This window comes from Pseudomonas sp. LBUM1644, from assembly GCF_059716195.1.
Genome location: NZ_CP166812.1, coordinates 1,773,459 through 1,797,666, shown reverse-complemented (window position 1 = coordinate 1,797,666; position 24,208 = coordinate 1,773,459). Strand labels below are relative to the sequence as shown.

Sequence of the window (24,208 nt, the reverse complement as noted above, 5' to 3'; positions counted from 1 at the left end):
ATCTGCCAATCCCCGACATCCCCTCTAGGAGCAATTCCCCGAGGGGACTACAATCGCCACCCCGCCTCGATGGCTGACCTGCCCCGCCCATGTTGACCTGTTCCGTACACCCGCTCCCCTACCGCGCCAACCCTGCCGAGTACTTCGCGGCGATTCGCCATGCCCCCGGCGCCGTGCTGCTCGACAGCGGCCGACCCACTGCCGACCGCGGTCGCTATGACGTGCTCAGCGCCTGGCCGCTGGAACAGCTGGCGGTATTGCCTGACGAAAGTGGCGCCGATTTCCTGCAACGGCTTCGCGACAATCTGACCCGCCTCGGCGAAGCGTCTGTTCCTTTTGACCTGCCCTTCGCCGGGGGCCTGATCGGTTACCTGAGCTACGACTTCGGTCGGCATCTGGAGAACCTGCCAAGCCAGGCGCAGGACGATCTGCACTTGCCCGATGCACGTTTCGGCTTGTTCGACTGGGCGTTGATCAGCGATCACCATGTAGCGACAAGCCAACTGGTGTTCCACCCGTCACTGATCGACAGCGAGCGGCAGCGCCTGATCGGATTGTTCAGTCAGCCTGCGGTTGAACCTGTCGAGCCGTTCAAACTGACAGCGCCAATGCGCGCCGACCTGAGCGCTGACGAGTATCGCCAGGCGCTGGAACGCATTCAGCATTACATCCAGGCTGGCGATTGCTACCAGGTCAACTTTGCCCAGCGCTTCCGCGCCGAGTGCCAAGGCGATCCATGGACCGCGTATGTGGCGCTAAGGGCCGCGTGCCCGACACCCTTTTCCGGTTTCCAGAGCCTGCCCGACGGCGGTGCTGTGCTCAGCCTGTCTCCAGAGCGCTTCGTCAAAGTCAGCGAGCGCCATGTGGAAACCCGCCCGATCAAAGGCACTCGTCCTCGTGGACTGACCGCCAGCGAAGATGCGGCGAACGCCGCCGATCTGCTGGCAAGCCCCAAGGATCGCGCAGAAAACCTGATGATCGTTGACTTGCTGCGCAACGATCTCGGCCGTACCTGCCGCATCGGTTCGGTCCAGGTGCCAGAGTTGTTCAGCCTGGAAAGCTATCCGAATGTGCATCACTTGGTGAGTAGTGTGACGGGCGAACTGGCGGATGACCGCGATGCGCTGGACTTGATCGCCGGCAGTTTCCCGGGCGGTTCGATTACCGGTGCACCGAAGATTCGGGCGATGCAGATCATCGACGAACTGGAACCGACCCGACGCGGGTTGTACTGCGGTTCGTTGCTGTACCTGGACGTGCGCGGCGAGATGGACAGTTCCATCGCGATTCGCAGTTTGCTGGTGAAGGACGGGCAGGTGTGTTGCTGGGGCGGTGGTGGGATTGTTGCTGATTCGGAGTGGCAAGCCGAGTATCAGGAGTCGATTACCAAGGTGAAAGTGCTGCTCGATACCCTGCAAGACCTGTAACCCTTCAACTGACCAACACCCTCTCCTGTAGGAGCTGCCGCAGGCTGCGATCTTTTGATCTTGCTTCTTAAAATCAAAAGATCGCAGCCTGCGGCAGCTCCTACAAGGTATGTGTTTACAAGGTCAGGGCGCGGTTGGACGCCTTTATGAATTCCTGCTTCAAGTCTTCGAAGGTGTGCACGGCCGGGAACTGCGGGAACTCGCGGATCACGTTGTCCGGCGCATGGAACAGGATCCCTGCATCCGCTTCGCCCAGCATCGTGGTGTCGTTGTAGGAATCACCCGCCGCAATCACTCGATAGTAGAGGCTCTTGAAGGCCAATACCGACTGACGTTTCGGATCTTTCTGACGCAATTGATAGCTCGTCACCCGACCGGAGTCGTCGGTGATCAATCGATGACAAAGCAAGGTCGGGAAACCCAGCTGACGCATCAGCGGTTGGGAGAACTCGTAGAACGTGTCCGACAGAATCACCACCTGAAACCGCTCACGCAGCCAGTTGACGAACTCGATGGCGCCATCCAGCGGTTTCAGCGTGGCGATCACTTCCTGGATGTCTGTCAGTTTCAAGCCGTGCTCGTCGAGAATCCGCAGGCGCTGTTTCATCAACACGTCGTAGTCGGGAATATCCCGGGTGGTAGCCCTGAGGGATTCGATCCCGGTTTTTTCGGCGAAGGCGATCCAGATTTCCGGGACCAGTACACCTTCAAGATCCAGACAGGCAATTTCCACAAGACACTCCCATTTGTAGTGATTATTGAGTCGATCGAGCAAAAAGATTGCCGAACTCTAGCGACTCGTACGGACCTGCGCAACGCAGAGGGCGCGCCAGGCGTTGCAGGATTTTGTTACCATCAGCCCCATATAGAGCGCCCAGCGCCACCGACCTGTAGGAAGCCGCCCTGATGAGCCCATCGTTCGATGTCGTGGAACTCGCCACGACCTATGCCAACAAATCCGCCCAGGACATCCTGAAACTCGCGTTCGCCGAGTTTGGCGATGACCTGTGGATATCTTTCAGCGGCGCCGAGGACGTGGTGCTGGTGGACATGGCCTGGAAGCTGAACAAAAACGTCAAGGTGTTCAGCCTCGACACCGGCCGCTTGCACCCCGAGACCTACCGCTTCATCGATCAGGTGCGCGAGCATTACAAGATCGAGATCGAACTGGTGTCGCCGGACTACACGAAACTTGAACCGTTCGTGAAGGAAAAAGGCCTGTTCAGCTTCTACAAGGACGGTCATGGCGAATGCTGTGGTATCCGCAAGATCGAACCGCTGCGCCGCAAACTGTCCGGGGTAACCGCCTGGGCCACCGGCCAGCGTCGGGACCAGAGCCCTGGCACCCGCAGCGCAGTCGCGGTGCTGGAAATCGACACCGCGTTTTCCACCCCGGAACGCACCCTTTACAAATTCAATCCGTTGGCGCAAATGACCAGCGAAGAGATCTGGGGCTACATCCGCATGCTCGAGTTGCCATACAACAGCCTGCATGAACGCGGCTTCATCAGTATTGGCTGCGAGCCCTGCACCCGCCCGGTGTTGCCGAACCAGCACGAGCGCGAAGGTCGCTGGTGGTGGGAGGAAGCCACGCAGAAAGAATGCGGGTTGCATGCGGGGAATATCATCAGTAAATCCAAAGCTTAAAAGATCGCAGCCTGCGGCAGCTCCTACAGTTGCACGCATTCCCCTGTAGGAGCTGGCGAAGCCTGCGATCTTTTGATCTTAAAAAATGTGTACACACGAATGTCACCATAGGTTTAATTTGTGTGTGCACTTTTTGTTTATTCGCCCTGAAAAGTTACATCCTCCTTTCCTGACTTCCTCAGTCAAAAATTCCTACAACACCAACTGAAAAATAAATACCTGTTCAATCGGTCAATTTATATCGCCTTTTTTTCAGAGACTTAACACTTTCAAATAACAAAACGAAATTAATGCTGAAATCAATCGATCGTGGACTGGCATAGATCTGGCTTAGGTGCATAGATGTTTTGTATACAATAAATTCAAAACATACACACACTTTAGATCCGCAAGCCTGAAGCGCCCTATCCCGTACAGGCTGCAGATGCCCCGTAACCCATGATGCTGATAGCCCGCGACGAAGATTTGTCGAGCCCACGCTCAAGCACAGTCATCGCGACGCCAAGCTCGGAGCCTGCCGGAATGCGTACTAGCCTCTCCAATAATAATATCGCGCTGGATCTGCCCTCCTTTCCACCCACCGCTCACGATCAAACCTTTCAAGAGCCCGTGGTGCTGAGCCCCCGGCTGCACAACAAAGACCTGGCGCCCACCAAAGCCGAAGGCCGACGCTCGGGCCGCTACAGCATCTTTGCCCTGTGGACCAACGACGTTCACAACATCGCCAACTACTCCTTCGCCATCGGCCTGTACGCACTCGGCCTGGGCGGCTGGCAAATTCTGCTGTCCCTGGGGATCGGCGCGGCGCTGGTGTATTGCTTCATGAACCTGTCGGGATACATGGGCCAGAAGACCGGCGTGCCATTTCCCGTCATCAGCCGGATCAGTTTCGGCATTCACGGTGCGCAAATTCCTGCACTGATCCGCGCCGTAATCGCCATCGCCTGGTTCGGCATTCAGACGTATCTCGCCTCGGTGGTCTTTCGCGTATTGCTGACGGCGGTGCATCCCGGCTTCGCCGACTACGATCACAATTCAATGTTTGGCCTGTCGAGCCTGGGCTGGGTGTGCTTCGTGGCGATCTGGTTCGTGCAGCTGGCGATCCTTGCCTATGGCATGGAAATGGTGCGCCGCTACGAAGCGTTTGCCGGGCCGGTGATTCTGCTGACCGTCTCCGCCCTCGCCGCATGGATGTACACCCAAGCCAACGCGACCATCGCCTGGTCGATTCGCGAACCGCTGAGCGGCGGTGAGATGTGGCGCAACATCTTTGCCGGCGGTGCGTTGTGGCTGTCGATCTACGGCACGCTGATTCTTAACTTCTGCGATTTCGCTCGTTCTTCGCCATGCCGCAAGAGCTCAGCAACCTCGCGCCGAAATACCTGACGTTCCGCCGTGCCGGCCTGATCAGCGCGACCATCGCTGTGCTGATCCTGCCGTGGAACCTCTACAACCGCCCGCTGGTGATCGTGTATTTCCTGTCCGGCCTCGGCGCCCTGCTCGGCCCGCTGTATGGGGTGATCATGGTTTACTACTGGCTCGTACGAAAAGCACAGGTCAATGTGCCGCAGTTGTATAGCGAAGATCCGAGCGGCGCTTATTACTACAGCCGCGGGGTCAATTTGCGTGCCGTAGCGGCGTTCATTCCGGCGGCACTGATCGCCATTGTCATGGCGCTGGTACCGGGTTTCCACCTCGTATCGCCGTTCTCCTGGCTGATTGGTGCCGGGATCGCCGGGATGCTTTACCTGATCATCGCCAAACGGCAGCCGCACTACGCAGACATCAGTGGTGAAGCCATCGCGGTCGATAACGCCAGCCACTAAACCCTTGGCGGCCCGGCATCGTCGGGCCGCAGAACCACCCTGCTAAGGACTTCCCATGCGAATTCTCGTGGTCAATGTGAACACCACCGAATCCATCACCCAGGCCATCGCCCGTTCGGCTCAATCCGTCGCCGCGCCCGGCACGGAAATCATTGGCCTGACGCCCTGGTTCGGTGCCGACTCCATCGAAGGCAATTTCGAAAGCTATTTGGCGGCGATTGCGGTCATGGACCGGGTGATGGCCTACGACCAGCCCTTCGACGCCGTGATCCAGGCCGGGTACGGCGAGCATGGTCGCGAAGGTTTGCAGGAACTGCTCAACGTGCCGGTGGTGGACATCACCGATGCGGCGGCCAGCACCGCGATGTTCCTCGGTCATGCCTATTCGGTGGTCACCACCCTGGACCGCACCGTGCCGCTGATTGAGGATCGACTGAAACTGTCCGGGTTGTGGGACCGCTGCACATCGGTTCGGGCCAGCGGTTTAGCGGTGCTGGAGCTGGAGTCCGATCCCGAGCGTGCGCTGGAGGCGATTGTGCGCCAGGCGGAATTGGCCGTGATCGAAGACAAGGCCGAAGTGATTTGCCTGGGGTGCGGTGGCATGGCCGGGCTGGATGAGCAGATTCGTCAGCGCATCGGCGTGCCGGTGGTGGATGGCGTGACGGCTGCGGTGACGATTGCCGAATCGTTGGTGCGGTTGGGGTTGTCGACGTCGAAGGTGCGTACGTATGCGACACCGCGACCGAAGAAAATAGTTGGCTGGCCGGGGCGGTTTGGCAGGTAGACCGCGTTATCGTTCTTCGCGAGCAGGCTCGCGATGGCCGCACCTCGATCCAAGGCCTGGCTCAAAGCGCACTAAACCGCTGCCCCAACCCCCGCTCCGCAAACTGCTCGATGATGAAATCCACAAACGCCCGGGTCTTGCCCGGCAACAATTTGTGCTCGGCGTAGTAAATGGAAATGTTGCCATCGTCGACATACCAGTCCGGCAACACCCGCTGCAACGTCCCCGCCAGCAGATACCCCGAAGCAAACGGCATGCTCACCAGCGCGATGCCAAGCCCTTGGGTCGCCGTGGCGCAAGCCGCTTCCGAATCGCTCATGGTCATCCGCGCCTTCAGCGTCAACGGGCTGTGTTGCTGAGTGCGACTGGTCAATTGCCAGGATCGCACGCGGCCGGTTTGCGGTGACCGAATCAGAATCCCGTCGTGATGCTTGAGATCATCAGGTTCAACGATTGCCTGACGCCCCGCCAGATACTCAGCTGACGCCACCAACACCCGATGTGCCGGCGTCAGCTTGCGCGCGACCACGCCCTGGGGCAATTCGAAGCCGCCGCCAATCGCCGCGTCAAACCCTTGGGCAATCAGATCAACCTGGCGGTTATCGAAATGCCAGTCCGGGTTGATCGCCGGAAACCGTCGCAGAAACTCCCCGAGCAACGGCACGATATACAAGCGCCCGAACACCGTGCCCATGCTGACTTTCAGCGTGCCGGCCGGACGGCCTTCGGCACTCGCCAAATTAGCGACGGCATTCTGGATCGTGTGCAGGCTGGTGCTGACTTCGCCAAGAAACAGCTGGCCCGCCTCTGTCAGCGTCAGGCTGCGGGTACTGCGCTGGAACAAGCGCACGCCAAGCCGCGCCTCAAGTTTGGCGACGCTCTTGCCCACCGCCGCCGGGGTCAGACTGAGGCGCCGAGCGGCTTCAGCGAAGCTGCCGACCTCGGCACTGCGCACGAAGCATTCGATACTGCTGAAGGTTTCCATAGGCGCCACTATAAACTTCTGGTTTACACAGACTATCGCAATGACTGGCTACACAGCGTGTAATCCTGAATCAATACTAGGCTCCATCAACCGGGGCATCTCGCCTCGGGACTTTGGAGATCGTTATGACTACTCAGAACCTCAGTGGCAAAGTGGCTTTGATTCAAGGCGGGTCTCGCGGCATCGGCGCCGCCATCGTCAAACGCCTGGCCGCTGAAGGCGCGACCGTTGCCTTCACCTACGTCAGCTCCACGGCCAAAGCCGAAGCATTGCAGAACAGCATCACCGAAAAGGGTGGCAAAGCGCTTGCGATCAAGGCTGACAGTGCCAACGCCGAGGCCATCCGCAGCGCCGTGACCGCGACTGTCGAAGCCTTCGGTCGCCTCGACATCCTGGTCAACAACGCGGGTGTGCTGGCCGTTGCACCGCTGGAAGATTTCAAATTGGAAGACTTCGATCAGACCCTGGCCATCAACGTCCGTAGCGTGTTCATCGCCACCCAGGCCGCCGCCAAACACATGACCGAAGGCGGCCGCATTATCAACATCGGCAGCACCAACGCCGACCGCATGCCCTTCGCCGGTGGTGGCCCGTACGCCATGAGCAAATCAGCGCTGGTCGGCCTGACCAAAGGCCTGGCACGCGACCTCGGCCCACGCGGTATCACCATCAACAATGTGCAACCGGGCCCGGTCGACACCGACATGAACCCGGCCGACGGTGACTTCGCCGACAGCTTGATCCCGTTGATGGCCGTGGGCCGGTACGGTAAAGCGGAAGAGATCGCCAGTTTCGTGGCCTATTTGGTCAGCCCGGAAGCCGGTTACATCACTGGCGCCAGCCTGACCATCGACGGTGGTTTCGGCGCTTGATGAATTAAACGCAGCAAAAAACACCTGTAGGAGCGAGCTTGCTCGCGATGGACTTCAACGATAACGCGTGTTGTCTGAACAAACGCGCCGCTTTTGAATCCATCGCGAGCAAGCTCGCTCCTACAGGGTAACTTGCGACTTTTTTTGTGGCTGTTGCATTAGGCCCAATCGAGCGCAGGCAACCCGCAGGCGCTCGGTTTGAACGCTTTCAGCGTACGAAGAATGCCATCGGCGTGTGCGTATTTCTCATCAGCCATTGCCGCGTCCGGGATCGCAATCGCCGTCATCCCCGCCGCCTTCGCCGCCGTGACACCGAACGGCGAATCTTCGAACACCAGACAATCTTTAGGCGCAACGCCCAAGCGGCGCGCAGCGGTAAGGAAGATATCCGGGGCCGGTTTGGCCGCACCGACTTCCGGATCATCCGCCGTCACCACAAAATCGAACAGCGCAAACCAGTCACGGTGCAACGTGGTTTTCTGACCGAACGACTGGCGCGAAGAGCTGGTGCCCACCGCAATCGGAACATTGTTGGCTTTCAAATGCCGAACCAGCTCCTCGGCACCGGGCATCGCCAGCGCTGCAGGAAAACGCTCGCGCATCAGTGGCTCGCGGATGACCAGAAATTCTTCCGCGGTAATCGGCAGGTCCAGCGCTTCGACCACGTAACGCGCCAGATCACCCGCGCCGCGACCGATGATGTTCTGTTTGACGCTCCAGTCGAAGATACGGCCATAACGCTGGGCGATGATGGACGTGACCTCGGTGTAAATGCCCTCGGTGTCCAGCAGCAAGCCATCCATATCGAAAATCACGGCCTTGATCGGGCCAAATTCTTTCAGCGGTGCATTCATCGCATCTGATCCGTTTTTCAAGACATCCCAGGCGGCTCAAGTACGGCCGGGTCCGTGTCGGATTAAAGGATTCAGCAGCATAACGAGCGCGGCAGGCATAGGGCAACGACCAATGTCCAAGGCTGAACATGATTTAGCGATTCGTCCTACACCAAACACCTCTTTTCCCGACTTCTTTCCTCGCTGATCCCCCGCACAGTCCCGCGTTCCAAATTGATCCGCGCGAGGGGCTGCGAATGTTCGATCCTGACAAGGTCCTGGCCTTGAACAATGCCATCGGGCTCCTGGTGGTCGCTGCCATGAACCCCGAGCAGCCGAACGTTGAAGCGCTGCTCAGCGATTTTCGGCTGAGCCTCAATGACTATGACGCCTGGGCGGAAAGTTTCTGGACCGGCACGGCGCTGGACATCGACCAGGTGTTCAAGGTTGGCAATGAAGTCCGGCTTGTCGCGCCCAAACATTCCACCACACCCGTCAGTTCTACGGTTACCGCATGCCCGGCCAACGGTCCGCTGACGCTGGTGCACATGTTCGAAGCGGCGCGTTTTGTACCGATCGGCAACACGCCGGTGAAGCTCGAACCCTTGATGTCCGACGTGGCGGGAGAACAGACCTTTGGCGAGCCGATTTTTCACGAGATCGGCCCCAGCGGCATCCTGGAAATCCCCGATTGCGACCGTAACCTGCGTTATCGCATTACTTTTTTTCCCGATGTTTCCAGCGATCACATCAAAGCGCTCTACGCCTCTTACCAAGGCGTCATCAGTCACCTGGAAGGCTGGTTGCGTGACGAGTGGACGACCGGGTTCCAGCCATTGTGGGCGGAGTTCAAAGAGGCAGGATTCACTCAGCGCTACGGCATGCTGCAACGGGCCGACTGGCGCGGCTTCGAGAAATCGCTGACCGGTGTGTGGGATGACGTGAAGCAGGTTTACGCCCTGGTCTCGGATCTTCAAGCCAACAGCGAAAAACTCCTTGAGTACCTGACCGAGGCAGAACTTGAGTCATTACTGAACGCTTCCGCCGAAGCCATCGCCAATGTGTTGCTGATGTTGAGTGACGAGCCATTGATGTTCATTCATCTCGCGGCCTTCACCAGCTGGCTGAGGATGTTGCCACCGCAATACATCGCCGAAGTCGTCGCGGAGATTCGTACAGAAATTCTGATCGGTTTCCTGTTGGTATGCCTCACCGGGCCTGCGGGGCTGAAGCTCGGCATAAGCGCCAAGGTGCTGGCCAAGATTAAATCCGTGCGCGCCCGCAAATGGCTCGCGGGCGCGGGATTGCGCCTGGCCGAACTCACCGCCAGGACTGACCTGACCGATCATGCCGGCGCGCTCAAGCCGTTGATGGTCAACACCCGGCCTGCACCGCTGAGGCCTGCCCCGGTCGTTCCGTTGCAGATCAGCGTCGGTGAATCGCCAGCGGTGATCGTGAAGAATCCGGTCGCCATAGCTCGCAACAAGTCCGGCCCCCAGACCCGCCTGAGCCGGCAGGAGCATCGCGACGACGCTTCGGATCAGGCGAAAAACCCCAACGGCGACAGCGCCGATTGCGCAGCGTTGACCTGTACGAACGGCTGCCCGGTATCGATGGTTACGGGCGAAGAACTGCTGACGCTGACCGATGGTTCGCTGGACGGGATTCTGCCCTTCGACTTCACCCGGCTCTATCGCACCAGTGCCGTGGAGATCGATTGCGGCCTCGGGTTCGGCTGGAGTCACTCCCTCGCGCATCGGCTGGAAATCAGCGGTGACACCGTCATCTGGATTGATCACGAGAACCGCCGTACGACCTTTCCACTGCCGAACGCCGAGCGCCCGGCGATTCACAACAGCCTGTCACGGGCCGCGATTTATCTGGGGGATGCGCCTGAGGAACTGATCCTCGCCATGGCGGGCGAGACCGCGCGGTTTTATCACTTTCGTACAGGAAGACTGACGGCAATCAGCGATGCCTATGGCAATCGACTGACGGTGCAGAGGGATAACACTGACAGGATTCAGCGCCTCGACAACGGGACCGGGCGTTCGCTGCGTTTGCGCTATGCGCGCCGGCAGATTGTTGCCGTCGAGTATCAAAGCTTTCAGCCGGCCGACACGCTGGAAACGTCCTGGCGAACCGAGCAAACACTGGTTACCTACCGCTATGACGCCTGTCATCGCCTGATCGAAGCGACCAACGCCGTCGGCGAAAGTGAACGCTACGACTACGACCATCAGCACGTCATTCTTCAACGGCAGCTGGCCGGTGGGGCAAGTTTCTACTGGGAGTGGGAACGGTCCGGCAAGGCGGCGCGATGCATCCGGCACTGGGCGTCGTTCTCACAGATGGACACTTCCTGCGTCTGGGATGACAAGGGCAGCGTTGTTGTAAAAAACGCCAATGGCAGCGAAGAGGTTTACCAGCACGACGATCAGGCACGGTTGGTACGCCGGGTCGAACCCAACGGCGCAGAACACCTCAAGGCCTACGACGACAAGGGTCGGCTGAGTGCTGAACAGAATCCACTCGGGGCGATCACTCGATACCGCTACGACGAAGTCGGACGGCTTGTTGCCCTGATTCCATCGGAGGGCGAGCCGACGTCCTACGAGTATCGCGACGGTTTTCTGCTGGCGCGGTATCGCGGCAAAGCGGTCTGGAAATATCAACGAAATGCCCAAGGGGACGTTACCGAAGCGATTGATCCCGACGGGCATGTCACCCATTACCACCACGATCCCCAAGGACGATTACTGTCGGTCCGATACCCGGACAACAGCCGGCATACCTTCGCCTGGAATGGGTTGGGTCAACTGCTCGAAGAAACGTTGCCGGATGGCAGTCAATGGCGTTTTTCCTACGATGTTCTGGGACGACAGACTACCCGCCAAGACCCGCACGGCGCCGTAACCCAGTATCAATGGGACGCCGTTGGACGCCTGGTCCAGACGATTCTGCCGACAGGTGCAAGCCGTGCATTCAGTTACAACGCCTACGGCAAGATCACCGCCGAGCGCGATGAACTGGGGCGCGTCACCCGCTTCGAGTATGCAGATGAACTGCATCGGGTCAGCCGTCGGATCAATCCGGACGGCACGCAACTGCGTTATCGCTACGACAATGCTCAGTTGTTGCTGACCGAGATCGAAAACGAATCCGGCGAAAAATACCTGCTGGACTACACGCCCAATGGATTAATCCGACAGGAAACCGGTTTCGACGGTCGACGCACCGTCTATCTCTACGACCTCGTGGGTCATCTGCTGGAGAAAACCGAGTTCGGCGATGACGGCTCGCAACACGTAACGGGTTACGAGCGCGACTCGGCCGGACGTCTATTGATCAAGACGCTGCCCGACGGCATCAAGGTCCAGTACTGCTACGACAGCCTTGGCCGGCTGGTGAACGTCGATGATGGCCACGACCACCCACTGGAATTCGAATACGACGCCCAGGATCGCCTGATCACCGAACACCAGGGCTGGGGCACGTTGCGTTACCGCTACGATGCGTGTGGCCGGCTCAATCATGTGCGCCTGCCGGACAACAGCAAACTCGATTACCAGCACGCCAAGGGCGGCGCACTCATCGCCATCGACCTCAACGGCGCCCGACTGACGTCACATGATTTTCTCGCCGGCCGCGAACAGAACCGCCAACAAGGGCTGTTGCTCAGCGACTTCCAGTACGACGAACAGGGCCGCCTGAAAGCCCACACCGTCAGACAACAGCGACAATCGCTGTATCGACGCGACTATGCCTACAGCCCCAACGGCAACCTCGAGCACATTGCCGACACGCGACTCGGACAACGAAACTACCAATACGACCCTCTCGGACGTCTGATCCGCGTCCGCCATTCCCGCGACCATCAACCAGAAACCTTCGCCCACGACCCGACCGGCAACTTGCTGATGCAGGATCGTCCCGGCCCGGCGACCGTCAAAGGCAACCGCCTGCTGATGCAAGGCGACCGGCACTACGATTACGACGCCTTCGGCAACCTGATTCGCGAGCGACGCGGCACCGCGCAAAAACTTGTCACCGAGTACCGCTACGACTGCCAACACCGATTAACTGGCGTTACGTTGCCGGACGGGCGTTGTGCAACTTACCGCTACGACGCCTTTGGCCGCCGCATCGCCAAGACCGTCGACGGCAAAACCACCGAATTCTTCTGGCAGGGTGACCGCCTCGTCGCCGAAAGCAGCCGCGAGCACTACCGCAGCTACGTCTACGAACCCGGCACCTTCCGCCCACTGGCGATGCTCGACGGCAAAGGCCCGCGCAGGGCCTGCCCTTTCTATTACCAACTCGACCACCTCGGCACACCCCAGGAACTCACCGACTACAGCGGCGACATCGTCTGGGCCGCGCAATACACCGCCTACGGCCGCCTCACCCGCCTAAACCGCGACACCCATCAGGTACTTGATCAACCGCTGCGCTTTCAAGGGCAATACTTTGATGCGGAGACTGGGCTGCATTACAACCGGCATCGTTACTACAATCCTGAGGTTGGGCGGTATCTGACGCAAGACCCGATCAAACTTGCGGGGGGGTTGAATGGGTATCGGTATGCGCTGAACCCGACGGGGTGGGTTGATCCGTTGGGGTTGAGTGATTGCCCGGGGGTGGGTGGGTGTAAGGGGGCGTTGGATGGGGGTGAGGATCCGGCGAGGAAGGTTGGGGTTGATGAGGGAGAGCCAAAACTTCCATCCTCGAAACCAAAAAATCGATACTTGTATCGCGGGGACTCTCGAGAAGACTGGGAGATTTTTGAGACAGGATTTGAGCCATTGGGAGATAGCATGGATCTTTACCTACATGCATTGGACAACCGAAGTCCTCCCAGCTTTTTTGTCAGCACCTCGACCTCAGAAAAGGAAGCCATAAAGTTCGCAACCGGCTATGGATTTGATGATGGTTTTGTCTATGTAATAAAAGAAATTCGCGGAATAGATGTGAATAAAAAACTTGGCATGATTTCGCCTCACAGGAAGGAGGTTGAAATCGCTTTCCCAGGAGGAATTGACAGTCGCGACATACTCGGCGTTACACCCGTCAACGCCGATGGTAGCTATGTCGGTTATTCAACCCCAAACCCGAACCGGAAGCTCCCATGAAAACAGTAGAAATATCTATACATACCGATGGATTAACCGAGATCGCTTCGATCGAATGTGATCGAAAAAATCCTACGTTAATTTACACAACGAAAAACGGATTAAGAAAAACTTATACCGCCCAGGACCTTTACGTTTGCCTTGGGCTGTTGCGAGCAGAGTTTCCAGAAACAAAATTTCTTTGCAAAGGCGCAAAACTCAACGTTCACCCATCGCGAATGTCATCACAAATGTCTGGTGGCGTGGTGGCGTATGAACTGCAGATGGGGAAACCAACCGAAGATGATGACGTCGTGAACATCTTCGACTACGAAGAGATAGACATCACAAATGATATTCAGCAACAGAGGGAATTCTACAAATGCTGGATCGACTCGTTGACTAAATAACTCAGCGCATGCCATTTAGCCCCACATTCTGCGATTACAAACACAGCCATAAACTGAACTGATCGGCAACACACTCGCCCAGATAATACGGTTAAGTCAGTAAGTGACGAGGCGTAGAACGTTAACTCGGCTCACCCGAGCCGTCATTCCCGGCAATGTCTGGATCGTCAGGATCAGCCTCAACATCCCCACGTTTCACATCATCATCCGGCACCTGCTCCACCCCTGCATCATCAGGCGGACGTTGATCCCGGCTCAATGAATCGGTAGGTGAAGGCAGCGGGTATTCAGGCGTGTCGTCGATGTCGGAGTCTTTCGGGTCAGCGTTCATAGAGCACCTCTCGAAGGGCCTGAAAGCAGGCCCTGATATTTCGAGCGCCAGGCGATGCGTGGGTTCGGTCAAAGAGACGATCGGTCGAACAGCCACAAGCCCGATCAATCTTCGTCCTCGTCCTCTTCTTCATATTCCAGGTTCCCCACGTCGCCGGCATCATCTGAATCATTGAGCGGCACAGTGGCGTCATCCATCAGGGAACCCGGGTCTTCGTTGCCCGGATCGTTGATGAACGGAAGCCCGCTCGGGCCTTTTTCTTCCTTGCCTTCGGTTTCAGGAGTCATGGCATACCTCACAGAATTCAGGGAGTGTATGAAGTTCGAGGCGGCCTACGGCCAAACGTTCCGATCTCCTACGAGTAGATGCGAGAAACCCGGCGTTCGTCTAATGCCATTCAATAAAGCAAATGTCGTCGTAACGCACACTTTGTAGCAGCTGGCGAAGCCTGCGTCCGGCTCCGCAGCAGTCGTAAATTCACCCACCGTGTACTATCCGATAGATCGCATCCACAGGTTTTACGACTGCTGCGCAGCCGGACGCAGGCTTCGCCAGCTGCTACAGGGGATTGTCACAGAATGTCGAATCAGCGATGTTTATTTCTGTGCTTGTTCTTGTGTTTGTGCCCGCTGCCGGAGTGAGAACTGCCGCTGTCGCTGCCCAGGTTGTTACCGACCGCACCACCTGCTGCCCCACCCAGGCCTGCGCCAATGGTTGAACCGGTCGAGCCGCCCAGTTTGTTGCCAACCACAGAGCCACCCGCCGAGCCTAATCCACCGCCAACCGCGGCTTCTGTGCGACTACCTTTTTTCGCCCCCACGGCGCTCCCGGCCGCGCCGCCTACGCCGGCACCAATCGCGGCGCCTGTGCTGCCGCCCATTTGTCCGCCCACTACGTTACCGAGCGCGCCACCAAGACCGCCGCCGACTGCGGCAGTACCGTCGCCGGCCGCCATTGCGCCTTGAGCGACCATCAAGCCAAAAACAAATGCGGACAACGTCAAACGTCGAGCAGTAAAGCGTCTACCCTTCTTGCCGTTGGTTTCCGGTGTCATGGCAGGCCTCGCATTCTTCAGGGGTATATGGCTTTCGAGGCGCGGGCGAGGGAAACGTTCATAAACCAAAAAGCCCGGCATCAAGCCGGGCTTTTTAAACTGATCGAACGGGCTCAGTGACGCTTGTGACCCTTGGCCAGGTTGCTGCCGACGCCACCGCCCAATGCGCCGCCCAAGCCGGCGCCGATGGTGGAACCGGTCTTGCCACCCAGGCTGTTGCCGATGACCGAACCACCGGCCGCGCCGACACCACCACCAATGGCTGCTTTTGTGCGGCTACCTTTTCGTGCTGCAACTGCGCTGCCCGCCGCGCCCGCTACGCCGGCGCCGATCGCTGCGCCGGTGCTGCCGCCCATATTCTGGCCGACCACATTACCCAACGCGCCACCCAGACCGCCACCCAGCGCGGCAGTGCCGTCGCCAGCAGCCATTGCACCCTGAGCAACCAAAAGCCCCAGAACCAGAGCGGGCAGTGTTAAACGCATGACGTAAACCTCAAAAAATAAAGAAACCGAAAGGCCGGGGATTAAATGCTTTAGAGGAGGCAACGTCCACACAAAATCCGCCGCCACCTCGTTAATGGCGTCGGTTGGACAGCTTTTATGGAAAAGGTTTTATGACAGGCAAAAAAAAGCCCGCTGGGGAACGGGCCAGGTGTTGCTTTCTAACGGATGAGTTGAGATTACGTAGGGCGTTGTGAAAACTTTGTGAAAACTGCCCCGCCAAACATTCGATGTCACACAATCCTTCACTTATGAAAAACCCCGCTCGATGACGGGGTCTGTCCGGTGAGTTATTACTTCCTGGCGGGTGTCGCCACCTTGGGCAAGAATTTTGCCTTCGGCCCCAGTCGCACCATGGATTTCATCTTGCCAAGCTTGGCCTGATCGTCACCAAAGCCCACCACATACTCCGTCTGGCCGCACTGCACGCAATTGTTGATCGGAAATTCTGCGCCGTCGTCTTCGATATACGGATCAGCCATATTTCACCCCTCTCAAAAGCGGGATCGATACCGGCAAGCCCTATTTGCCTGAAAATATCGACCACCAAGCTTTTGAGACTAGCCGGTCACTACCGGACTTGTAATTCAGTTTTCCGTATGCCCGACGAATGGACCGCCTCCTGAATGACCTCAAGCGACCTTAAGGCAACTCGGATAAATACTGGGCCACCGCATCAAACGCCGGCAACGTAACGGGATCATTGGCTGAATTACTGGCGACGGGATGGGAGGCATAGCGAGCAATCACCATCTCGGCTTTAGGATCGACATAGATGCGTTGCTCATGGACCCCGCGCGCCATGAAGGCCCCGCCGTCCTTGTTTGTCACCCACCACATCGAACGGTAGCTCCAGCCTTTGAGCAACTCATAACCGGCTTGGGCAAAGGCCTGTTTTTCGCCGCCACGGCGAATATCGTCCACCACCGTTTTCGGCACGATTTGCTGACCGTTGAACGTGCCTTCATTGCGCAGCATCTCGCCAAACCGCGCCAGATCGCGCAATCCTGTATTCAAACCACCACCCGCGAACGGGGTGCCGATGGAATCCACCGTGAAATAGGCATCCTGCTCAGCCCCCAGCCGACTCCAGATACGCTCCGACAACAACTGCGCAACGTTGCGCCCGGTGACGCGGGCAATCACCCAGCCCAGCACATCAGTGTTCACAGTCTTGTAGCCGAACGTGCTGCCGTGTTTGCCATGCAACTGCACCGTCTGCAAAAACTCGTAGTAAGTTCGTGGCCCGGTGTAGTCCTTGGGTTTGGGCAGCGGACTGCCGGCCTTCGCATGAGCCCAGACTTCTGCGTTCGGATCGGCGTAATCCTCGCTGTACTTGAGCGCAGTCGTCATATCGAGGACCTGACGCACCGTTGCCCTACCGAAGGCAGAATTCGTGAGTTCCGGGACATAATCGGAAACGCGTTTACTCGCGTCGATGCGTCCTTCCGCCACAAGCATCGCCCCCAACGTACCGACCACTGACTTGGTCACCGACATCGCCGCGTGCTGGCCCTCGGGTTTCAGTACGCCGAAGTAACGCTCGTAGACGATTTTCCCACGGTGCATCACCACAATCCCATCGGTGTAAGTGGCCGCGAGGGACTGTTCCCAGGTCATCGGGGTCTTCGCGCCGAGGGGCACAAAACTGATAGCGTCGATACCTTCAAGTCGTGCCGATTTCAATGGAATCGGCGCATCGATTCCTCGAGAAACGTTGATCGTTGGCATCAGCTGTCGAAAATTCGAGACACTCCAGCGCATCGCCGGGAACTGGAAATAGCTGCCATCCTCGAAGCGCACTGTGCGATCGGCTGGCGGCGGAGAGCCGACCATCCACCCTAGTTTTGCCGGATCGCTGGCTGCAGCGTCGGGGAAAGTTGTGGCTGCAGAGGCGAGTGAGGAAATGAAGCCTATCAACAGCGCTGTCACGCGCTGGGCAATAAGGAGAGAAGTGGCTCGGAGTTTGGTCATCAAGATCGATTCCATTCGAGGGGCGTCGGTAGACCAACAACGGCGCGGCAACAAGCCTTAGGATCGGGTGATCATAGAAGCTTGATTAATAAGGATAGTGAAGTTCAGACCACAGAAACCACAAAACCCCTGATTTCTCTCGAAATCAGGGGTTTTGGTTACATCGAATTTGGCGGTGAAGGAGAGATTCGAACTCTCGATACAATTTCTTGTATACACACTTTCCAGGCGTGCTCCTTAAGCCACTCGGACACTTCACCGTATCTCGTCAAACATATTCAGTCTGTCGAGGCGCGCTAATGTAGTCGAAAGCTTTTCCGATGGCAAACTTTTTTTGCAGAATTTTCATGTGCTTAGCGTTTTAGCCGTTCGGGCGGGTTCCGGGGCATGGCAAAGCTGCCAATCTCCGGCTTCGCGTCCCCTTCTATATAGAGGGGAATGCCCGATGGACTTGGCGGGCTGCGCCCGATGTGCGGAGAAAGGGTGACCGGTGGGTCAGTCACGGCGCTTTACCTGGCCTGCGGCGGTGGGTAACGTCTGCCCAACTTTCATACAAGGAATAGCGTCATGAGTGAGTTGATTTCCTACCATCTCGAAGACGGTATCGCGACCCTGACCTTGAGTAATGGCAAGGTTAATGCGATCTCCCCGGACGTGATTGCTGCGTTTAACGCCGCGCTGGACCAGGCGGTGACTGATCGCGCAGTGGTGATTATTACTGGTCAGCCGGGCATTCTCTCGGGCGGTTATGATTTGAAGGTGATGACCGCTGGTCCCAAGGAAGCGGTGTCCCTGGTGACTGCCGGTTCAACCCTGGCCCGTCGTCTGTTGTCGCACCCGTTCCCGGTGATTGTGGCGTGCCCTGGGCATGCCGTGGCCAAGGGTGCATTCCTGCTGCTGTCGGCGGATTACCGCATTGGGGTCGAAGGCCCGTTCAGCATTGGCCTGAACGAAGTGCAAATCGGCATGACCATGCACCATGCCGGTATCGAGATCGCGCGCGATCGTCTGCGCAAGTCGGCCTTCCATCGCTCGGTGATCAACGGTGAGATGTTCGATCCGCTGAGCGCGGTGGATGCCGGTTTCCTCGACAAAGTGGTGCCGGCCGAGGAGTTGCAAGGTGCGGCGCTGGCAGCGGCACGTCAATTGAAGAAGATCAATATGACGGCTCACAAGAACACCAAGCTGAAAGTACGCAAGGCACTGCTGGAAACCCTGGATAACGCGATTATCCTGGATCAGGAACACTTGGGTTAATCCAGATACGCTGCGCCGAAAAGCCCGACCGTCGTGTCGGGCTTTTTCTTACGCGCTTTGTTGAAAAGACTACAACCGCTCTAGAACGCATCTGACCCACAAGTCGGAAACATGCGCTCAAACATCGGCTAACTCCTACCTCTATAGCGGCAATTGCCGAAAACAGTGCACATCCGTACACTGCGCCACCTTTTGTCCCGGTGGGGCCTGTAAATGCTGTTTGTGCTGCGTATGTTATTGATGGGCCTTCACTTTATTGTGGCAGGTGTGCTCGGGGTGATTCTCGGCGTGTGCCGCCCCTTCAACCCGGATAACAGTCGTCTGTGCGCACGTCTCTACGCGTGGCCGGCGATGTGCATTTTGCGTCTGCGGGTGAAAGCCGAGGTCGGGCCGTTGACGGATAAACCGGACAGCTGCGTGATCATCGCCAATCACCAGTCCAACTACGATCTGTTTGTATTCGGCAATGTGGTGCCCCGGCGTACGGTGTGCATCGGCAAGAAGAGCCTGAAGTGGGTGCCTTTGTTCGGACAGTTGTTCTGGCTGGCGGGCAATGTGTTGATTGATCGCGGCAATGCGCACAAGGCGCGTCAGTCGATGCTGACCACGACCCATACCCTGCAAAATGAAGACACCTCGATCTGGGTGTTCCCCGAAGGTACACGCAACCTCGGCGAAGAATTACTGCCGTTCAAGAAAGGCGCGTTCCAGATGGCCATCGCTGCTGGCGTACCGATCGTGCCAGTGTGTGTCAGTAGTTACGTCAAACACATGCGATTAAATCGCTGGCGCAGTGGGAAGATTCTGATTCGTTCATTACCGGCCATTCCTACCGCCGGATTGAGCCTGGATGACATGCCACTGTTAATTGCACAGTGCCGCGAGCAGATGCGCGAGTGCATCGACTCCATGGATCGGCAACTGCAAGCCGCCTGATAGAAAAACCCGCCCTGTGCGGGTTTTCTTTTGCCTGCGCGCTTTCGCCGGCGAACTCCGCAGATTTCACTGACTCTGAAGCAACAGACAAGGCTAAGCTGAACACTGCCTGCCACTGCTTTTTTGTTAAGCGCCTAATAAGAAGTGAATCACCATCATGGGTAGAGTTGTTGCTGCTGCGGTTTATAGCGCCGGTAAGAAAGTCACTAATATAACCCTGGACGAAGGCGCTGCATGGGCCGCCAAACCTGACCACTTTGTCTGGATTGGCCTCGAAGAGCCAGATGCCCAAGAGTTGGCCAACCTGCAACGCCAGTTCAACCTGCACGAACTGGCTATCGAAGACGCCTTGGAAAAACACAGCCGACCGAAGCTGGAAACCTTCGGTGATGCGTTGTTTATCGTCACGTACTCGCCGATTCGACATGAGGGCAAGCTTGAGTTCATCGAGACGCATATCTTTGCCGGCAACGGTTACATCATTACCGCTCGCAATGGCCATTCCGCGTCCTACGCCCATGTCCGACAACGGTGTGAGGCGCGTCCGCTATTGCTCGATCACGGCGAAGATTTCGTGCTCTATGCGATCCTCGACTTCGTCATCGAAAACTACCAGCCCGTGGGCGAAGCGATCCATGCCGAGATCGATGAGCTGGAGCGTAACGTGCTGTGCAGCTCGCTGAATGAGCGAGACATCCAGAACCTCCACAGCCTGCGTCGCGATGTACTGCGTTTACGTCGATATGCGGCGCCGATGGTGGAGATCGGCGAGGAGTTGCAGAGGCTGAGCTTTCCGTTCATCGACAAGAACATGCGCCCGTACTTTCGTGATGTGCAGATCCACGTGACGCGGCAGATGGAAGACCTGACAACGTTGGCCGATATCGCCAGCCAGACCATTGAAGTGGGGGTATTGCTGGAGGCGTCACGCCAAAGCGTGGTGCAACGCAAGTTTGCGGCGTGGGCGGCGATTCTGGCGTTCCCGACGGCAGTGGCCGGGATTTACGGGATGAACTTCCAGAACATGCCTGAGTTGACGTGGCACTACGGGTATTTTGCGGTATTGGGGTTTATTGCGGTTGGGTGTGTGAGTTTGTGGGCGAGTTTCAAGAAATCGGGTTGGTTGTAGGAGCGAGCTTGCTCCGGGCGGCGTTCCGACGAAAAAACCAATGGCACCGATCAGCAACGGGTTCAACGCGTTACCGTTCACGACTTTCGCGAGCAAGCTCGCTCCCACAGGGGATCTGTGAACGCTTGCTCGCGATGCTTTTAGCGTCAAACAGCTTCTGGCTTGTGCGCCACAAACCGCATCATCCACTCCGCAACCGTGGCGCCGTGATGTTCGTGTTCAAGGCTGGCCATACCTGTTGAATAAACCTGCTCGCCCAGCGCCTGCTGGCGAATATCCAGTAACGCCCGGGAATAATCGTGAATGAATTCCGGGTGGCCCTGGAAGCACAGCACTTGATCGTTGATGTGGTACGCGGCGAACGGGCAGAAATCGCTGGAGGCGATAACCGTGGCGTTTTCCGGCAGCGACGTCACTTGATCCTGGTGACTGATCAACAACGTCAGCTCTTCGCGAACCGGGCTCATCCACGGCGCCTTGGCCGCCAGTTTGTAGTTGTGGGTGCCGACGCCCCAGCCCTGGGTCGCCCGCTCGCTTTTGCCACCCAGCAACAGCGCCAGCAACTGATGGCCGAAACACACGCCCAGCAGCTTGTCGCCACGCTCGTAGCGCGTCAGCAGATAAGCCCTGAGTGTTTCGATCCACGGGTCGGTGCCAAAGGAATCGGCCTTGCTGCCAGTGATCAGGTAAGCATCGAACGTCAGCTCATCGCCTGGGTATTCGCCCTGCATCACGTTGTAGACGGTGAACTCGGCAGCGATGGGTTGCTGCGAAAACAGACGCTGGAACATCTGCCCGTAACCCTGATATTGATCGACCAGTTCCGGACGCAGGATGTCGGTTTCCAGAATGCAGATGCGTAACGACATAAAAAATACCTGACACGTGATGGGAATAATGCACACCCCAGAGCCTGCCTTGAAACAGGGGGGCAAGGCAAGCCCTGGAATGCGTCACCGGTCCCTTAAAAGACCTCCCCTTTGGCCGCTTTCTCCAGCAGCAGCGCGGGCGGGGCGAACCGCTCGCCATACTGCTCGGCCAGATACTGGGCGCGGGCAACAAAGTCTTTCACGCCGTACTGGTTGATGAATTGCAGCGCACCGCCGGTCCAGGCGGCAAAGCCAATACCGAAGATCGAGCCGATGTTGGCGTCCGCTGTCGAGGTCAGCACGCCCTCCTCCACGCAACGCACGGTTTCGAGGGCTTGCACGAACAACAAACGGTCGCGCACATCCTTCGGCGAAATCTGCCCGTCGGCCTTCTCGAACCGGGTTTTCAGCTCCGGCCACAGATGTTTCTGGCCACCGACCGGATACTCATAGAAACCGCCTCCAGCCGCTTTTCCCGGGCGCTTGTATTCGTTGAGCAGCAAGTCAATCACAGCGAATGCCGGGTGTTCAATCAGCGGTTTCCCTTCTGCTTGCAGGTCTTTGGCCGTTTGCTGGCGGATATGGCTCATGAGGCTGAGGGAAACTTCGTCGGAGATCGCCAGAGGCCCAATCGGCATGCCGGCCTTGCGCGCTTCGGTCTCGATCATCGGCGCGCTCACGCCCTCGCCAAGCATGGCGATGCCTTCGTTGGTGAAGGTGCCAAACACCCGTGAGGTGAAGAAGCCGCGACTGTCGTTGACCACAATCGGGGTTTTCTTGATTTGCAGTACGAAATCAAACCCGCGAGCCAGGGTTTCTTCGCTGGTATTGGCGCCGTTGATGATTTCCACCAACGGCATTTTCTCCACGGGGCTGAAGAAATGCAGACCGATGAACTTCGTCTGGTCGGGTACCGCCGTGGCCAAACCGCTGATCGGCAAGGTGGAGGTGTTGGAAGCGATCACCGCTTGCGGGCCGACGATTTTTTGCGCAGCCGACGAGACTTTGGCCTTGAGCTCGCGATCTTCAAACACCGCCTCAATAATCAGGTCGCAACCGGCCAGATCCGCATCATTTTCTGTGGGTCGTATCCGCGCCAGAACCGCCTCACGTTGTTCCGCATTCATTTGGCCGCGAGCCACTTTTTTGTCCAGCAGCGCCGCCGAATGAGCCTTGCCTTTCTGCGCCGCCGCGAGGTTGATGTCCTTGAGCACCACCTCAATGCCGGCCGAGGCACTGACAAAAGCGATCCCGGCGCCCATCATCCCGGCGCCGAGCACGCCGACCTTCTGCGTCACATAAGGTGAAAAACCTTGCGGGCGTGAGCCGCCGGCATTGATCTCGTTGAGCTGGAACCAGAATGTGCCAATCAGGTTTTTCGAGATTTGCCCGGTGGTCAATTCCGTGAAGTAACGGGTTTCGATCAGGTGCGCGGTGTCGAAATCGACTTGGGCGCCTTCAACCGCTGCACATAGAATCTTCTCTGGCGCGGGCATGCAGCCTTGGGTTTTGCTGCGCAGAATAGATGGCGCGATGGCCAGCATCTGCGCGACTTTCGGGTTTGACGGCGTGCCACCAGGAATCTGGTAACCCTTCACGTCCCAACGCTGCACCGCCGTGGGATTGGCCAGAATCCAGGCCCGCGCTTTGCTCAGCAGCTCATCGTGATCATTTGCCAACTCGTCGATCAAACCGGCCTGCAGCGCTTGTTGCGGCCGGACTTTCTTGCCTTCGAGCAGATACGGCAGGGCTTTTTCCAACCCGAGCATGCGCACCATGCGCACCACGCCGCCACCGCCCGGCAACAAGCCGAGGGTCACTTCGGGCAGGCCGAGTTGCACGGACGAATTGTCCAGTGCCACGCGGTGATGGCAAGCGAGGCAGATTTCCCAACCACCGCCCAGCGCCGCGCCGTTGATCGCGGCAACCACCGGTTTGCCGAGGGTTTCCAGGGTGCGCAACTGGCCCTTGAGCGTCAGCACCATGTCGTAGAAGGCTTTGGCTTCTGGCTTGCCGACCTTGATCAGTTCATTGAGGTCGCCGCCGGCGAAAAAAGTGTGCTTGGCCGAGGTGATGATGACCCCGGCAATCGAGTCTTTGTCGGCAACCAGGCGGGCGACGCACGCAGCCATGGCCTCGCGATAAACCGCGTTCATGGTGTTGGCGCTCTGGCCTGGCATGTCGATGGTCAGGACGACGATCTGGTCCTGACCTTTTTCGTAACGAATGGCTTGGGTCATGAAAGGCTTCCTTGAAGTCG

20 protein-coding genes, 1 tRNA gene and 1 pseudogene are annotated in these 24,208 nt (G+C 57.8%); 10 read left to right on the top strand and 12 right to left on the bottom strand.

What is annotated here, in order from left to right:
* Positions 1 to 89 precede the first annotated feature (89 nt).
* The gene (gene pabB / locus ACA052_RS08205; protein ID WP_497649199.1) at positions 90 to 1,427 is read left to right on the top strand and encodes an aminodeoxychorismate synthase component I; all 1,338 of its coding nucleotides are present in this window, start codon (positions 90 to 92) and stop codon (positions 1,425 to 1,427) included.
* Positions 1,428 to 1,542: 115 nt separating this feature from the next.
* Here the strand turns inward: pabB and thrH are convergent, their stop codons facing one another.
* Positions 1,543 to 2,160 carry a bifunctional phosphoserine phosphatase/homoserine phosphotransferase ThrH gene (thrH, locus tag ACA052_RS08200; RefSeq protein WP_497649198.1) on the bottom strand — a complete coding sequence of 206 codons (618 nt, stop codon included), beginning with the start codon at positions 2,158 to 2,160 and terminating at the stop codon, positions 1,543 to 1,545.
* A 173-nt stretch (positions 2,161 to 2,333) separates the two neighbouring features.
* Between thrH and ACA052_RS08195 the strand changes: the two genes are divergently transcribed.
* The 3 genes and pseudogenes from ACA052_RS08195 (at position 2,334) to ACA052_RS08185 (ending at position 5,684) form a co-directional block, all read left to right on the top strand.
* On the top strand, positions 2,334 to 3,074 hold the full coding sequence (locus tag ACA052_RS08195) for a phosphoadenylyl-sulfate reductase (RefSeq protein ID WP_253438840.1): 741 nt from the start codon (positions 2,334 to 2,336) through the stop codon (positions 3,072 to 3,074).
* Between the two features lie 522 nt (positions 3,075 to 3,596).
* Positions 3,597 to 4,900 (top strand): annotated as a pseudogene (locus ACA052_RS08190) (NCS1 family nucleobase:cation symporter-1).
* A gap of 55 nt (positions 4,901 to 4,955) precedes the next feature.
* A complete protein-coding gene (locus tag ACA052_RS08185) occupies positions 4,956 to 5,684 on the top strand; it encodes an aspartate/glutamate racemase family protein (protein ID WP_497649197.1) in 729 nt (242 codons plus the stop codon).
* A 61-nt stretch (positions 5,685 to 5,745) separates the two neighbouring features.
* On the opposite strand, the gene ACA052_RS08180 is transcribed toward ACA052_RS08185, so the two are convergent.
* Positions 5,746 to 6,669 carry a LysR family transcriptional regulator gene (locus ACA052_RS08180; RefSeq protein ID WP_497649196.1) on the bottom strand — a complete coding sequence of 308 codons (924 nt, stop codon included), beginning with the start codon at positions 6,667 to 6,669 and terminating at the stop codon, positions 5,746 to 5,748.
* A 125-nt stretch (positions 6,670 to 6,794) separates the two neighbouring features.
* On the opposite strand from ACA052_RS08180, the gene ACA052_RS08175 reads away from it, so the two are divergent.
* Positions 6,795 to 7,541, top strand: coding sequence for a 3-oxoacyl-ACP reductase family protein (locus ACA052_RS08175; RefSeq protein WP_497649195.1), 747 nt, complete (start codon positions 6,795 to 6,797; stop codon positions 7,539 to 7,541).
* A gap of 158 nt (positions 7,542 to 7,699) precedes the next feature.
* On the opposite strand, the gene ACA052_RS08170 is transcribed toward ACA052_RS08175, so the two are convergent.
* Positions 7,700 to 8,395: an HAD-IA family hydrolase gene (locus ACA052_RS08170; protein WP_497649194.1), complete on the bottom strand. Its 696-nt coding sequence runs from the start codon at positions 8,393 to 8,395 to the stop codon at positions 7,700 to 7,702.
* Positions 8,396 to 8,631: 236 nt separating this feature from the next.
* On the opposite strand from ACA052_RS08170, the gene ACA052_RS08165 reads away from it, so the two are divergent.
* Complete coding sequence (locus ACA052_RS08165; RefSeq protein ID WP_497649193.1) at positions 8,632 to 13,506, top strand: RHS repeat-associated core domain-containing protein; 4,875 nt, start codon at positions 8,632 to 8,634, stop codon at positions 13,504 to 13,506.
* Positions 13,503 to 13,895, top strand: coding sequence for a hypothetical protein (locus ACA052_RS08160; protein WP_497649192.1), 393 nt, complete (start codon positions 13,503 to 13,505; stop codon positions 13,893 to 13,895). The genes ACA052_RS08165 and ACA052_RS08160 overlap by 4 nt, the downstream gene beginning before the upstream one ends.
* 121 nt (positions 13,896 to 14,016) lie before the next feature.
* Here ACA052_RS08160 and ACA052_RS08155 read toward each other — a convergent pair whose 3' ends face one another.
* The 7 genes from ACA052_RS08155 to ACA052_RS08125 all read right to left on the bottom strand — a co-directional run bounded on the left by ACA052_RS08155 (position 14,017) and on the right by ACA052_RS08125 (position 18,017).
* Positions 14,017 to 14,226: a hypothetical protein gene (locus ACA052_RS08155; RefSeq protein ID WP_497649191.1), complete on the bottom strand. Its 210-nt coding sequence runs from the start codon at positions 14,224 to 14,226 to the stop codon at positions 14,017 to 14,019.
* 104 nt (positions 14,227 to 14,330) lie between these two features.
* A complete protein-coding gene (locus ACA052_RS08150) occupies positions 14,331 to 14,513 on the bottom strand; it encodes a hypothetical protein (RefSeq protein ID WP_497649190.1) in 183 nt (60 codons plus the stop codon).
* Positions 14,514 to 14,812: 299 nt separating this feature from the next.
* A complete protein-coding gene (locus ACA052_RS08145) occupies positions 14,813 to 15,280 on the bottom strand; it encodes a hypothetical protein (RefSeq protein WP_497649189.1) in 468 nt (155 codons plus the stop codon).
* Positions 15,281 to 15,393: 113 nt separating this feature from the next.
* Positions 15,394 to 15,765 carry a bacteriocin gene (locus ACA052_RS08140; protein ID WP_128873396.1) on the bottom strand — a complete coding sequence of 124 codons (372 nt, stop codon included), beginning with the start codon at positions 15,763 to 15,765 and terminating at the stop codon, positions 15,394 to 15,396.
* Positions 15,766 to 16,076: 311 nt separating this feature from the next.
* A complete protein-coding gene (locus ACA052_RS08135; RefSeq protein ID WP_497649188.1) occupies positions 16,077 to 16,265 on the bottom strand; it encodes a hypothetical protein in 189 nt (62 codons plus the stop codon).
* Between the two features lie 160 nt (positions 16,266 to 16,425).
* Positions 16,426 to 17,757, bottom strand: a complete 1,332-nt coding sequence (locus ACA052_RS08130) for a serine hydrolase domain-containing protein (RefSeq protein ID WP_497649187.1) — start codon at positions 17,755 to 17,757, stop codon at positions 16,426 to 16,428.
* A 170-nt stretch (positions 17,758 to 17,927) separates the two neighbouring features.
* A tRNA-Ser gene (locus ACA052_RS08125) sits at positions 17,928 to 18,017 on the bottom strand.
* Between the two features lie 307 nt (positions 18,018 to 18,324).
* Between ACA052_RS08125 and ACA052_RS08120 the strand changes: the two genes are divergently transcribed.
* The 3 genes from ACA052_RS08120 (at position 18,325) to ACA052_RS08110 (ending at position 21,079) form a co-directional block, all read left to right on the top strand.
* Positions 18,325 to 19,014 (top strand): crotonase/enoyl-CoA hydratase family protein, encoded by a 690-nt coding sequence (locus ACA052_RS08120; protein ID WP_497649186.1) that lies wholly within the window; start codon positions 18,325 to 18,327, stop codon positions 19,012 to 19,014.
* Between the two features lie 213 nt (positions 19,015 to 19,227).
* The gene (locus ACA052_RS08115; RefSeq protein WP_497649185.1) at positions 19,228 to 19,950 is read left to right on the top strand and encodes a lysophospholipid acyltransferase family protein; all 723 of its coding nucleotides are present in this window, start codon (positions 19,228 to 19,230) and stop codon (positions 19,948 to 19,950) included.
* Between the two features lie 157 nt (positions 19,951 to 20,107).
* Positions 20,108 to 21,079, top strand: coding sequence for a magnesium and cobalt transport protein CorA (locus ACA052_RS08110; RefSeq protein WP_497649184.1), 972 nt, complete (start codon positions 20,108 to 20,110; stop codon positions 21,077 to 21,079).
* Between the two features lie 146 nt (positions 21,080 to 21,225).
* Here ACA052_RS08110 and ACA052_RS08105 read toward each other — a convergent pair whose 3' ends face one another.
* Together ACA052_RS08105 and ACA052_RS08100 are read right to left on the bottom strand one after the other, a co-directional pair.
* Positions 21,226 to 21,948: an amidotransferase gene (locus ACA052_RS08105; RefSeq protein WP_497649183.1), complete on the bottom strand. Its 723-nt coding sequence runs from the start codon at positions 21,946 to 21,948 to the stop codon at positions 21,226 to 21,228.
* A 95-nt stretch (positions 21,949 to 22,043) separates the two neighbouring features.
* Positions 22,044 to 24,188, bottom strand: coding sequence for a 3-hydroxyacyl-CoA dehydrogenase NAD-binding domain-containing protein (locus ACA052_RS08100; protein WP_497649182.1), 2,145 nt, complete (start codon positions 24,186 to 24,188; stop codon positions 22,044 to 22,046).
* Positions 24,189 to 24,208: the final 20 nt, after the last annotated feature.